8 protein-coding genes are annotated in these 13,358 nt (G+C 72.3%); 3 read left to right on the plus strand and 5 right to left on the minus strand.

All coding sequences use genetic code 11. The features are described from left to right. Positions 1-11 precede the first annotated feature (11 nt). On the minus strand, positions 12-1,574 hold the full coding sequence (locus ACYVK7_RS18755) for a DivIVA domain-containing protein (RefSeq protein WP_460889231.1): 1,563 nt from the start codon (positions 1,572-1,574) through the stop codon (positions 12-14). A gap of 339 nt (positions 1,575-1,913) precedes the next feature. Between ACYVK7_RS18755 and ACYVK7_RS18760 the strand changes: the two genes are divergently transcribed. The 3 genes from ACYVK7_RS18760 (at position 1,914) to ACYVK7_RS18770 (ending at position 5,459) form a co-directional block, all read left to right on the plus strand. After that, the gene (locus ACYVK7_RS18760; RefSeq protein WP_460889232.1) at positions 1,914-3,302 is read left to right on the plus strand and encodes a hypothetical protein; all 1,389 of its coding nucleotides are present in this window, start codon (positions 1,914-1,916) and stop codon (positions 3,300-3,302) included. Then, a complete protein-coding gene (locus ACYVK7_RS18765) occupies positions 3,302-4,309 on the plus strand; it encodes a hypothetical protein (protein WP_460889233.1) in 1,008 nt (335 codons plus the stop codon). Before ACYVK7_RS18760 ends, ACYVK7_RS18765 begins: the two co-directional genes overlap by 1 nt. Before the next feature lie 187 nt (positions 4,310-4,496). Continuing rightward, complete coding sequence (locus ACYVK7_RS18770; RefSeq protein ID WP_460889234.1) at positions 4,497-5,459, plus strand: co-chaperone YbbN; 963 nt, start codon at positions 4,497-4,499, stop codon at positions 5,457-5,459. 65 nt (positions 5,460-5,524) lie between these two features. Here the strand turns inward: ACYVK7_RS18770 and glgB are convergent, their stop codons facing one another. The 4 genes from glgB to ACYVK7_RS18790 all read right to left on the minus strand — a co-directional run bounded on the left by glgB (position 5,525) and on the right by ACYVK7_RS18790 (position 13,261). Next, entirely contained in the window at positions 5,525-7,786 is a 2,262-nt protein-coding gene (gene glgB, locus ACYVK7_RS18775) for a 1,4-alpha-glucan branching protein GlgB (protein ID WP_460889235.1), read from the minus strand. Between the two features lie 56 nt (positions 7,787-7,842). Further along, a complete protein-coding gene (locus tag ACYVK7_RS18780; RefSeq protein ID WP_460889236.1) occupies positions 7,843-9,303 on the minus strand; it encodes a maltokinase N-terminal cap-like domain-containing protein in 1,461 nt (486 codons plus the stop codon). After that, positions 9,300-11,069, minus strand: a complete 1,770-nt coding sequence (gene treS, locus ACYVK7_RS18785; protein ID WP_460889256.1) for a maltose alpha-D-glucosyltransferase — start codon at positions 11,067-11,069, stop codon at positions 9,300-9,302. The genes ACYVK7_RS18780 and treS overlap by 4 nt, the downstream gene beginning before the upstream one ends. A gap of 86 nt (positions 11,070-11,155) precedes the next feature. After that, the gene (locus ACYVK7_RS18790) at positions 11,156-13,261 is read right to left on the minus strand and encodes an alpha-1,4-glucan--maltose-1-phosphate maltosyltransferase (RefSeq protein ID WP_460889237.1); all 2,106 of its coding nucleotides are present in this window, start codon (positions 13,259-13,261) and stop codon (positions 11,156-11,158) included. Positions 13,262-13,358 lie beyond the last annotated feature (97 nt).

Here is a 13,358-nt window from a genome sequence, read left to right on the forward strand (position 1 = left end):
TCTCGGCAGCGTCAGCTCGAGGCGCCGGCCTTCTCGGCGACCTGCTCCTCGGCGTCCTCGCTCTCCGCGGGGGAGGACGCCGAGTCGGCGGCGTTCTGGCCGGCCTTCGTGCTCGCCTTGGTGCCCTTCACCGACGGGATGACGACGGTGGCGGTACCGACGGGCACGGGCGTCGGGTTGCTCGGCGGGATCGACGCGGGCATCGAGCCCGTGTCGGTCGACTCGGTGACGTCGGGCTCTGCCTCGGTGCCGTCGCCGACGACGGCGAAGCGCGCCTGCTGTGCGGGCGTCGCGCCCGACAGGCCCGCCGGCTTGGCCGGCGGGGTCGGCACCGGTGCCGACCCGGCAGCCGGGGTGGCCGGCGTACCGAGCATGCCGCGCAGCTCGTCCAGGTAGGAGTTGATGGAGTCGTGCTGCCGCGTGAGGTCCTCGAGCTGGTGCTGCGCGGCCGACCGGCTGGACTCCGCCTCGGCACGGGCGTCATCGATGGTCTGCTCGGCGAACTCCCTGGCCTCGGCCACGATGCGGTCCGCGGACTTGCGGGCGTCGGCCACGAGGTCCTTGACGTAGACATCGGACTCCGAGCGGATCTTCTCCGACTGCTCGAGGGCCACCGCGACGCGCTTCTCTGCCTCCGCCGCGTGCTCCTCCGCCGTGCTGACCAGCTTGGCGGTCTCCGCCTTTGCCGTCTCGTGCCGCTCGGCGAGCTCCTTCTCGACGCTCTCCTTGCGGGTGACGATGTCGAGCTCCGCCTGGGCGAGCGCCGCACGGGCCTGCTCACGCAGCTCCTCCATCTCGCTGGTGACGGCGTTCGCCGCCTCGGCCGCCTGGCGGCGTGCCTCGGAGAGGATCTGCTCGGACTCGGCACGGGCGCTGGCCAGCATCGCGGACGCGTCGCGCTCAGCGGTCTCCCGCTGCTCGGTCGTCTCGGCGTTGACCTTGGCGCGGAGCTGTGCGGCCTCCTGCTCGGTGCTGACCCGCAGCTCCGTGGTCTCGCGCTCGACCGTCGAGCGCAGGGTGCCGAGCTCGCGCTCCAGGCTGGCCCGGCGCTCGCTCTCCTCCGCGCTGATGGCGCTCGCGATCTGCGCGGACTCGCGCTCGGCGGAGCCCACGAGCTCCTCGGCGCGGCGCTGGGCGGCGAGCAGGTGCCCCTCCGCCTCGGCGGACGTGGTGGTGCGGATCTCCTCGGCCTCGCGGCGGGCGCTGGCGAGCATCTCGGCTACCTCGGACTCGGCGCGCGAACGCACCTGTCCCGCGGACAGCTTTGCCCGTGCCATGATGTCCGCGGCCTGCTGGTTGGCCTGGTTGATGATGTCTGTCGACTGGTCCTCGGCGGAGCGCAGCAGCAGCTCGATACGGGAGCCGAGGCCGGCGTACGACGGCTTCTCGGTCTCGCGCAGGTTGCGCTTCGCGTCGCTGAGGTCCTGTGTGAGCTGCATGGCGCGGCCGTCGGAAGCCTCGACCTGGCGGCGGGCTTCTTCGAGGGCGTGGTTCAGTCGATCCAGGTGGGCATGCACCTGGTCGCGGTCGTATCCGCGCATGGCAGTCGGAAAGAGCGAGCGCTCGTCGGACACGGTGCAGACCTCCAGTGTCGGGACTTGGTGAGGCGCGGGTCAGGCTCCCCCCTGGGACGCGGCTTATACCGCCCGTCCGGCGCCCAGGATACGTGCCTTGTGCGGATGTGGATACTCCGCGACAGGATGCAATGTACGTAATGCCTGGGATACTCTCCGCTGGCTCCAGCGGCCCGGGCCATGGTGGCGGTTCCGGCACACCCCAGTGAAGGAAGGGTGAGAATCCCGACCGAACCGCACAAGCACGCCCGTCATTGGACAGTGCTCCTCGTTCGGTCCCTATGCTGGAACATCCACCTGATCGACGGGCACGCGCCCAATATTCGAAGGGAATCGGTGGTGCAACGCATTCTGGCGACTCTCCTGATCCTCGCCGGCCTCGGCGGGATCGGTTACGGGGTCGCGACGGCGACCGTCCTGCGCGAGTCCGACACGGTCGTCGCGACCGCTACCCCCAGCGGCGACGGAACCATGGTCGTGACCGAGCCCGGTGTGCTCGGCCTGGTCGACGACCAGGTGACCGTGCGAGCCACGGTCCCGGAGGGGCAGAAGGTCACGCTCGCGCTCGGGTCCGACGTCGACGTGCTCGGCTGGGTGGGCGACGACCCCTACGACTCGGTGTCCGGTCTGTCCTCCTGGGAGACGCTGAGCGTCGCACCGGGTACCGGTGCCCCGACCGAGGGCGAGGAGGCCGACGACGCGCCGGCCAAGAAGCCCGGCTCCGGCCCCGACCCCGCGGGTTCCGACATGTGGATCTCCGAGGTGAGCGGCGAGACGACCGTCTCCATGCGCTGGACCGAGGAACCCGGCCGTGTGGTCCTGCTGGCCGCAGGCGTCGGCAAGGACGCGGAGGCGCCGACCCTCGAGCTCACCTGGCCGCGCCCCGTGACCACCCCGTACCTGTGGCCGGGCGTGCTGGGCGGTGGCTTCCTCCTCATTCTCGGTGTCTTCCTCGCCATCGGCGCACGCCGCAAGAAGAACCGCGGCAGCAAGACCCGCACTCCGTCCGAGGTCCGCACCCGCAAGCCCGACTCCGAGCTGCCGCGTCGCGACGCGGTCTTCGGGGTGGACGGCGAGCAGCCCGGCCCGTCCGAGCCCGTCGGCGGCTTCCCGCCCGCGCAGGGCGCACCGGTCGAGGGCGGCACCGCGGTCCTGCCCCCGACGGGTCCGGAGGCGCCCGGCCGTAGCCAGCCCACGCCGGGCGCGGCCGCCCCGGAGCCCGAGCAGCAGGAGCAGGCACGGTCCTGGGGGGCGCCCGCACCGTTCGGTGGTGCCGCGCCGATCACCCCGCCGCCGGCCGAGCCGGCTCCCGGACCGGTCGTCGCCCCAGCCGCGTCCATCCGTGGGATCCGCCGGCGCCGCGGCCAGGCCTCCGGAACGGCACCCGCCGCTCCTGCCACGCCCGCCACACCTGCTGCACCCGCTGCTCCCGCCGAGCCGGCTGCCCGGCCGGCACCCTTCGGCGGCGCCGCACCGGCTCCCGCGGCCCCCGCAGCCGCCCAGGCAGCACCCGCACCGGCGGCGTCGGACAAGCCGCTGACCCGGCGCGAGATGCGCATGCGCGAGCAGGCGCAGCGGCGGGCCGCGACGGGCGCGATGCCCGCCGTGCCCGCGTCCGAACCAGAATCCGAGCCCGCTCCAGAGGCTGAGCAGCCGCAGACACCCAGCAGCCGAGCTGCCGCGTGGCGCCAGACCTGGGGCGTCACCGGGAACGACGGAGGTAACTGATGAGACGCTCCACGACCCGCACCACGGCCGTGGTAGCAACCGTGCTCGCCACGGGTCTGCTCGCCGGCTGTGCCGAGGAGCTCCCGACGCCCAAGCCGGAGGCCCCGGTCGCGGCGGCGGTCGTCACCCAGTCCCAGGAGCGCAAGATCCTGGACAAGGTGGCCGGCGTCGTCGGCGAGGTGGAGAAGCCCAGCGACGCCGACAAGCTCGGCGCCCGGCTGACCGGACCCGCGCTCGACATCCGCGAGACCCAGCTCGACGTCGCCGCCGCACGTGGCGACAAGGAGCCGCTGACCGACCTGACCATGGAGATGCAGCAGGTCATCCTGCCGTCCGACCAGGAATGGCCGCGCAGCAGCTTCGCGATCACGGTGCAGCCCAAGGACCTCACCACGCCGGTGCTCATGGCCTTCGACCAGGCCACCGCACGTGATCAGTACAAGCTGTGGGGCTGGGTGCGCCTGCTGCCCGGGGTGACCATGCCGCAGTTCGCGGAGGCCGACCTGGGCAGCCCTGCCGTCCCGGAGGAGGACGAGAGCCTCAAGGTGACGCCCAAGGCGGCGATCCAGCAGTACGCGTCGGTGCTCACCGTCGACAAGGACTCCAAGCACGCCGGCAACTTCGCCGACGACGACCTGCGCCAGTTCTTCCGGGACTACGGCAAGCTCCAGGTCGACGCGATCAACAAGGAGGAGTGCGGCGGCGACTTCGAGGTCGCGTACGAGCCGACCAAGGAGCCGGTCAAGGCCGTCCGCACGGCTGACGGCGGCGCCCTCGTGCTCGCCTCGATGATCAGCAAGGAGACGATCACCGCCAACGAGGAGGGCTGCGAGATCGGCCCGCCGACCAAGACGACGCAGGCGCTCTGGGGCGATGCCGACGTCAGCAACGTGGTCGAGGTCAACTACAAGGACATGGTGGCGATGTACGTGCCGCCCAAGGAGTCGGACGACGAGATCAGCCTGGTCGGCTACGAGCACGTGCCGAGCTCCGTCTCGAACGGCTGACCCGCACTCGACGACCGACCGGTCGTCCCGCCGCTGGGGTGGCCCCCGTGAACCCACGGAGGCCACCCTTGCCGCGTCTCGACGAGGCGGGCTCGCTGGCGGCGTGCTTGTCCGGCCCGGCGCGGGCCGCGTCACGCCGAGAGCGGAGTCGACGGGTGCGCGGGCTGATGGTCATTAGGATTACCCCATGAGCAGTGCCACTCCTCCACCCGGGCCCGCCCGGAGCGCCCAGCCCGAGTTCGCGGTGCGCGGCGCCGTCGACCTGTCAGCCCTCAACCGTCCTCAGGCGCCACCGCCTGGTGAGCCCGGTGGCGCACCCCAAGCCGGTGGCTTCGTGGTGGACGTCAGCGAGGCGAACTTCGAACAGCTGGTCCGTGACTCGTCCACCTACCCGGTGGTCATGCTGGTCTGGATCCCGACCGACCAGGCGAACGCCGAGCTCGGCGCCACGCTGGGCCGCCTCGCCGAGGAGTACGGCGGGCGGTTCGTCCTGGGCCGCGTCGACGCGCAGTCGTCGCCGCAGGTCGCCGCCGCCTTCCAGGTGCAGGGCGTGCCCACCGTCGTCGCGGTGCTGCAGGGGCAGCCCCTGCCGCTGTTCCAGGGCGCGGCGGAGGAGCAGCAGATCCGCGGCGTGCTGGACCAGGTCCTGGCCGCCGCCGAGCAGAACGGTGTCACGGGCCGTGCCCCCGGCGCGGCGCCCGCGGCCGACGAGCCCGAGGCGGAGGCCGAGCAACCGCTGCCGCCGCTGCACCAGGAGGCGTACGACGCCATCGAGCGTGACGACCTGGAGGCCGCAGCCGCCGCCTACGCCAAGGCCCTGCGGCAGGATCCCAAGGACTCCGACGCGACGGCCGGCCTCGCGCAGGTGCACCTCATGCAGCGCACGCACGACACCGACCTCGCCACGGTGCGCCAGGCCGCTGCCGACGCGCCGTCCGACGTCGACGCGGCACTCGCCGTCGCCGACGTCGACATGCTGGGCGGCAAGGTGGACGACGCGTTCGCCCGCCTGCTCGACCTGCTGCCCGACGCCGACGCGGAGGGCAAGGAGAAGCTCCGCGTCCGGCTGCTGGAGCTCTTCGAGGTAGCAGGCACGGGTGATCCCCGGGTGAGCAAGGCCCGCAAGCGCCTGGCGATCAGCCTCTACTGACCGTCCTCCGTTGAGTGCTGGCTAATCGCCCCTGTCGAGGCGTCAGCGGGGCGAAAAGCCAGCACTCAACGAGGTTCCGGGATTAGGACCAGGGCGCCCAGGGGCGGGACCCGGACCGCGGCCGACCAGGCGCGGCCGTGGTGCGGCACCGGTTCGGCCTGGACGCGGCCCATGTTGCCGACACCGGAGCCCCCGTATACGTCCGCGTCCGTGTTCAGCGCCTCCCGCCACACGGACGAGGCGGTCGGCGTCGTCGCCGCCGACCCGGCGGGTGTGACCACCACGTCGGGCTCGGCCAGCGGCAGCGTCGGCAGCGGCAGCCGGTAGCCCTCGTGCGGCACACCGGCGAAGTTCACGACCACCACCACCGGGTCGCCGGAGCGTGACCGGCGCACGTAGGCGAGCACGTTGTGGTCGGCGTCGTCCGCCGTGAGCCACTCGAAACCCGCGGGGTCGAAATCGAGCTCCCACAGCGCGGGCGTCGCGCGGTAGAGCGCGTTCAGGTCCCGGACCAGGTGCTGCACGCCCGCGTGCCCGGCGTCGCCGAGCAGGTGCCAGGGCAGGCCGTCCGACTCGGACCACTCGCTCTCCTGCGCGAACTCGCACCCCATGAAGAGCAGCTGCTTGCCGGGATGGGTCCACTGGTAGGCGAGGAAGGACCGTACGCCGGCGAGCTGCTGCCACCGGTCCCCGGGCATCTTGCCCAGCAGGGACCCTTTGCCGTGCACCACCTCGTCGTGGCTGATCGGCAGCACGAACTGCTCGGTGAACGCGTACACCAGCGAGAACGTGAGCTCGCCGTGGTGGTAGCGACGGTTGTACGGGTCCTCCGCGAGGTACCGCAGGGAGTCGTTCATCCAGCCCATGTTCCACTTCAGGCCGAAGCCGAGCCCTCCGCTCGACGTCGGGCCCGTGACCTGGGGGAAGGCCGTCGACTCCTCGGCGATCATCATGACGCCGGGAGTACGGCGGTAGGCGGTCGCGTTCGCCTCCTGGAGAAAGGCGATGGCCTCGAGGTTCTCCCGCCCGCCGTGGACGTTGGGCGTCCACTCGCCGTCCTTGCGGGAGTAGTCGAGGTAGAGCATGGAGGCGACGGCGTCGACACGCAGCGCGTCGACGTGGAACTCCTCGAACCAGTAGGTCGCGTTCGCCACCAGGAAGTTGCGTACCTCCCGCCGGCCGAAGTCGAAGATCAGCGTGCCCCAGTCCTGCTGCTCCCCGCGCCGCGGATCCGGGTGCTCGTACAGGGGCGCGCCGTCGAAGCGCGCGAGCGCGAACTCGTCGCGCGGGAAGTGCGCGGGGACCCAGTCGAGGATGATGCCGACGCCGGCCTGGTGGAGCCGGTCCACGAGATGCCGGAAGTCGTCGGGCGAGCCGAACCGCGCGGTCGGCGCGTAGTAGCTGGTGACCTGGTAGCCCCACGAGCCGCCGTACGGGTGCTCCGCGACGGGCATCAGCTCGACGTGCGTGAACCCCTGCTCGGTGACGTACGCCGTGAGCTGCTCCGCGAGCTCGCGGTAGCCGAGGCCGGGCCGCCAGGAGCCCAGATGCACCTCGTACACGCTGAGCGGCGCCGAGTGGGGGTCGCCGGCCGTCCGGGCGGCGAGCCACGCCTCGTCGTGCCACTCGTGGACGGAGTCCGTGACGACGCTCGCGGTGGCGGGCGGCTCCTCCGTCGCCTTGGCGAGGGGATCGGCCTTGGCCCGCCAGACGCCGTCGGCCCCCAGGATCTCGTACTTGTACCGCAGGCCAGGGCCGACGTCGGGGACGAACAGCTCCCAGACCCCTGTCGCGCCGAGCGACCGCATGGGGTGGGTGCCGCCCCAACCGTTGTGGTCGCCGACGAGGCGCACGCCGCGGGCGTTCGGCGCCCACACGGCGAAGGCGACTCCCGCGATGTCGCCGGTGGCGCTGGGGTAGCGGCGCAGGTTGGCGCCGAGCACCTGCCAGAGCTGCTCGTGCCGGCCCTCGCCGATCAGGTGCAGGTCCACCTCGCCCAGGGTGGGCAGGAACCGGTACGGGTCGTCGGACGTCCAGGTGTCCGTGCCCGAACGGGTGCGGATGCGGTAGTCGGGAGCGTGCCGGGACCCGTCGGGATCCTCGGTGGCGGGCACGACGGCCGCCCAGACCCCCGCGCCCTGGTGGGTCGCGCTCGCCTCGCCGTCCGAGGTGGTCACCACCACCTCGTCGGCGAGCGGGCGCAGGGCGCGCACCACGGTCCAGGGCCCGTCGAGCAGATGGGGGCCGAGCACGGTGTGCGGATCATGGTGGGTTCCGGACGCGATAGCTGTCAGAACCTCGAGGTCGACGTCGGGCAGGTCTGCCATGGGTTCACCATTCCATGGGGGGCAGGTGACGTGCGACACGTCGGGGCTGGTCGAGGTCACGAGGTGAGCACTCGCTCCACGGCCGTCAGCGGGATGTGCATCCACGCGGGACGGTGGCGGAACTCGTAGACCACCTCGTAGAGCGCCTTGTCCACGACGAGCGCGCGCAGCAGGAGCTCCGCCGTGGCCACGTCGAGCTCGCTGCCCGCCGCGGCCGCTCCGGCCACCGCGTGCACCGGTCCGTCGTGTCCCTCGCCGCTGGCCTGGCGGTAACCCTCGAGAAAGCTGACCTGGGCGTGCGCGGCCCATTGGGGGTCGGCGGCCTGCCCTACGGCGGCCGCGTAGTCCAGCGAGCGGAGCATCCCGGCGACATCGCGCAACGGCAGGTCCGGGGCCACGCGCTCGGCGACCGGGCGTTGCGGCTCGCCCTCGAAGTCGAGCACCTTCCAGCCGCTCGGCGAGTGCAGGGCCTGGCCCAGGTGCAGGTCACCGTGGATCGGCTGCAGCGGGACGACGCCGCCCGTGCGCTCGGCGACGGCGGCAAGCCGCGCGCTCACGGCGTCGAACAGGGCGGTGACGCCGGCGCGCTGCGGCGCGAGGTCCGGGACGTCGGCGAAGGCCTCGGCGGCGCGGCGGCGCAGCACGCCCATGAAGCCGGCGGGCTCGAGCGGGGGTCCCGGGCCCAGCGCCTTGCGCAGGGCCGCGTGCAGGTGCGCGATCGTGGCGCCGAGCTCAGCGGCCGGCTCGCCGAAGTCCTCGTCGCGGGCGGCGTACGCGCAGGCCAGCTCGAACCCGTCGGTGGCGTCCGCGACGAGCTCGGAGAGCACGGCGAGGTGGGCCACGAGACCGCCGTCGTCGGGTGACGGCAGCTCGACGGCCCCGAGGAACCGGGGTACGCCCGCCCAGCCGGCCCTGGTCAGGGCCGCCGGGATCACGACGTCGGGGTGCGGGCCCAGCGCGACGGTCCGCAGGATCTTGAGCATCCCGCCGTGCCTTCGGGGTCCGTGGCCGGTTTCGTGCGTCATCGCGGGGAGCACCACCGAGGTGTTCGACTGCTCCCCGGAGATGCGGCCCGCTCCGGCGAGCGTGTCGCAGACCTCCGGCCCGCCGGCGTCGGGCAGCGCCGTGGCGAGGTAGGCGTGCCAGGCGGCCGGGTGCGCCCCGCCGTCGTGCACCGTGACGGTGCCCGACGCCGTGGTCACCGTGCCGATCAGCCCGGCCGCCTCCGTGTCGGCGGTGTCGGCCGTGGGCTCGGCGGTGGGCGTCAGCACCAGCGGCACCTGGATCACCAGCGACTCGTCGCCGGCGGCCAGCCCGGGTCCGTGCAGCCGCAGGAGCGCGACGACGACGTCGGCGACGCCGGGGAACGTGACGGTGAGCCACGGCTCGTGTGCCACGCCCTCCGTGGGCACCGGGTACCAGCGCTGCTCGGGCAGCCACGCGTCCAGCAGCCGCAGCACCTCGGGGGCGAGGTGCGCGGCTCCGGGGGATACGTGGACGTGTCGCGCCGCGCTCACACCTCTCGCGCCTGCCCGGCCGGCTCCGCCTCTGCCCGCACCGGTGGGGCCAGCACCAGCCAGTAGAAGTCCCTGGCGCCCCAGGTCATGGTCAGGATCCCGTCGTCACCGACGCTCGGGAACCCGGCCCCACCGAACACGTCGGTGAGCGTCCAGCCGGCGTAGCCGGGCAGCTTGATCGTTGAGGACCGTGCGGTGGCCGACAGGTTGGCGGCCACCAGCAGCGTCTCCTCGGACGAGGTGCGGGTGAACGCGATGATCGACTCGTCGTTGCAGTCGAGCGCCGTGAAGTCGCCGGTGCCGAACGCCGGATGGAGCCGCCGGAACGCCAGCATGTTGTGCGTCCAGTGCAGCAGCGACGTGGGCTGCGCGAGCTGCGCCTCTACGTTGGTGTGCTGGTAGTGGTGCACCAGCGACTGCACGAGCGGCAGGTAGAGCTTGCCAGGGTCGGCGGTCGAGAAGCCGGCGTTGCGGTCCGGCGTCCACTGCATGGGTGTGCGCACCGCGTCGCGGTCGGGCAGCCAGATGTTGTCGCCCATGCCGATCTCGTCGCCGTAGTACAGGCAGGGCGTGCCCGGCAGCGAGAGCAGCAGCGCGTTGGCCAGCTCGATCTCCTTGCGAGCGTTGTCCAGCAGCGGCGCGAGCCGCCGCCGGATCCCCACGTTGGCCCGCATCCGGGGGTCGGGCGCGTACCAGCCGTACATGCTGGCGCGCTCCTCCGTCGACACCATCTCCAGCGTGAGCTCGTCGTGGTTGCGCAGGAACGTGCTCCACTGACCGCCCGCGGGGATCGCCGGGGTGTCGGCGAGGATCTCCAGGAGCTGGCGTGCCCGCTGGTCGCGGATCGCGTAGAAGATGCGCGGCATCACGGGGAAGTGGAAGCACATGTGGCACTCGGGCTCGTCCTCGGTGCCGAAGTACTCGACCACGTCCGCGGGCCACTGGTTCGCCTCCGCCAGCATGATGCGGCCGGGGAACTCGGTGTCGAGCATCCGGCGCACCTTGCGCAGGAACCCGTGCGTCTCGGGCAGGTTCTCGCAGTTGGTGCCCTCTGCCTCGAACAGGTAGGGCACGGCGTCGAGCCGGAACCCGTCCACGCCGAGCTGCAGCCAGAACCGCCCGACGTCGAGCATCGCCTCGACGACGCGCGGGTTCTCGAAGTTCAGGTCGGGCTGGTGGTTGAAGAACCGGTGCCAGAAGTACTGCCGGCGCACGGGGTCGAACGTCCAGTTCGACGTCTCCGTGTCCACGAAGATGATGCGCGCGCCCTCGTACTGCGTGGGGTCGTCGCTCCACACGTAGAAGTCGCCGTACGGGCCGTCGGGGTCGGCGCGGGAGGCCTGGAACCACGGGTGCGCGTCGCTGGTGTGGTTCATGACCAGGTCGATCACCACGCGGATGCCGCGCTCGTGGGCGGCGGCCACCAGGGCGCTGAAGTCCGAGATGGTCCCGTACTGCGGGGCCACCGCGGTGAAGTCCGCGACGTCGTACCCGCCGTCGCGCAGCGGCGAGGGGAAGAACGGGGGCAGCCACAGGCAGTCGACGCCGAGCCACTCCAGGTAGTCGAGCCGTTCCGTCAGGCCGACCAGGTCGCCGGACCCGCCGTCGCCCGAGTCGGAGAACGACCGGATCATGACCTCGTAGAAGACCGCCTTCTTGTACCACTCGGGGTCGTCGACGAGGCCCTTGCGCCGGGCGTCGAGGCGCGGCTGGCGTCGCGGCGGCAGGGCCTGGACGGGTACGGGCACCGATGGCGGGTTGGGCATGCTGGGCCGCTCGGGCTGCGCGCCCACGGCCGGCTCGGGGTAGCCCTCCGGCGGCCCGACGGCGGGACCGCCCGGTCCGAACGTCGTCATGCCGGGCCCACCTGGAGGATGTGGGCCACGCGAACCTGCGGGTCGAGCCGGACCCAGGGATGCGCTCCCCAGCCGTACGTCTCGCCGGACAACAGGTCGTGCGCGACGAAGAACGGGGCATTCTCGTCGCCCTCGGGAGCACTGAGTCCGAGGGCTGAAAGGTCCAGGTGCACTACTGACTCCTGTGCGTTCCGCGGGTCCAGGTTCAGCACGACCACGATCACGTCGTCGTGCCGCGGGGCACGTCGATCGTTACCCCCTGCTCTCATGGTGCGGCCACGAGGCTTCGCTGTCGCGTCCGGCAGGTGATCAGCAGGGATCCGGCGGGAGAACGCGACAACCTGGTCGTTCGTCGTCGGGTGGACGGTCAGGTTCCGGAGCTGCTGGAGGGCCGGGTGCGCGCGGCGCACCTCGTTCAGCCTGCCCAGCAGGAGCGCGATCCCGTACTCGTCGGCGGCCGCCCAGTCCCGGGGCCGGTACTCGTACTTCTCGTTGTCGATCTGTTCCTCGGCGCCGGGCCGGGGGGTGCTCTCCACGAGCTCGTAGCCGGAGTAGATGCCCCACGTGGGCGAGCCGGTGGCGGCCAGCACGGCCCGCGCGGCGAACGCCGCGACGCCCCCGTCGGTCAGGTACGGCGGCAGGATGTCGTGCGTGGTGGGCCAGAACGAGGGGCGCAGCACGGAGCCCTGCGGGCCGCTGACCTCCGCCAGGTACTCCTCGACCTCCTCCTTGGTGTTGCGCCACGTGAAGTAGGTGTACGACTGGTGGAAGCCGATCCGGGCCAGCGTCTGCATCATCGCCGGCTTGGTGAACGCCTCGGACAGGAAGATGACCTCGGGGTTGGTCGCGTGCACCTGCGCGAGGAGCCACTCCCAGAAGTCCAGGGGCTTCGTGTGCGGGTTGTCGACCCGGAACAGCGTGACGCCGCGGTCGATCCACGTGCGGATCACGCCGAGCACTGCCTCGTACAGCCCGTCCGGGTCGGTGTCGAAGCTCAGCGGGTAGATGTCCTGGTACTTCTTGGGCGGGTTCTCCGCGTACGCGATGGACCCGTCCGCGCGCACCACGAACCACTCGGGATGCTCGGTCACCCAGGGGTGGTCGGGGGAGCACTGCAGGGCGATGTCGAGCGCGACCTCCAGGCGCTGCGCCCGTGCGGCGGCGACGAAGTCCCGGAAGTCGGCCTCCGTGCCCAGGTCGGGGTGGATCGCGTCGTGCCCGCCGTCCGCCGACCCGATCGCGTACGGGCTGCCCGGGTCGCCCGGCTGCGCGTCGAGCGTGTTGTTGCGTCCCTTGCGGAACGTGGTGCCGATGGGGGAGACCGGCGTCAGGTAGACGACGTCGAACCCCATCGCCGCGATGCCGGGCAGGCGCTTCGCCGCCGTGGCGAACGTGCCGGACACCCAGGTGCCGTCCTTCCTCTGGTACGCGCCCTCCGAGCGGGGGAACATCTCGTACCAGGAACCGGCCAGGGCCAGCCGCCGCGACACCCGCAGCGGGTACGTGTCCGACGCGGAGACCAGCTCGCGCAGCGGCGCGCGCCGCAGGGCCTCGGTGACCTCTGGCGACGTCGCGGCGGCGAACCGGGCCTCGGCCGGGCGGGTGGCGTCACCCAGGGCGCGCCGGGCGGCCGACAGCGCACGCGCGGCGCGGGTGGTCCGGCCCGGGGCGACCAGGGTGTCGTCCGGCACGTTCCGGCAGATCCGGTCGAACAGCCGCACGCCCTCCGCGAGCATCAGCTCGGTGTCGATGCCCGCCGCGATCTTGATCCCCGCGTCGTGCACCCACGTGGCGTACGGGTCGGACCAGCCCTCGACCCGGAACGACCAGTCGCCCTCGGCGTCCGGCTGCAGAAAGCCGCGGAAGTGGTCCAGGCCGGGCGCGATGTCGGTCATCGCGGCCCACGAGTGGTCCGAGCCGTCCGGGGCCACGAGCACGGCCGTCGCGGAGACGGCGTCGTGGCCCTCGCGGAAGACCGTGGCGTCGATCGGCACCACCTCGCCCACGGCGGCTTTCGCGGGCCACCGGCCGCCCTCCACGACGGGCGCGACCTCGAGGACGGGGATGCGGCCGATCCGGCCGGATGTCGTGTGCTGGCTCACCCGGACCACGCTATCGACCGGCCAGGGGGACGTGCGCGCCGGGCGCGCCGGAGTCTGGTGAACGTCGGCGGACCGGCCGGTGAAACCCTTGGCAACA

Source organism: Promicromonospora xylanilytica, from assembly GCF_054782895.1.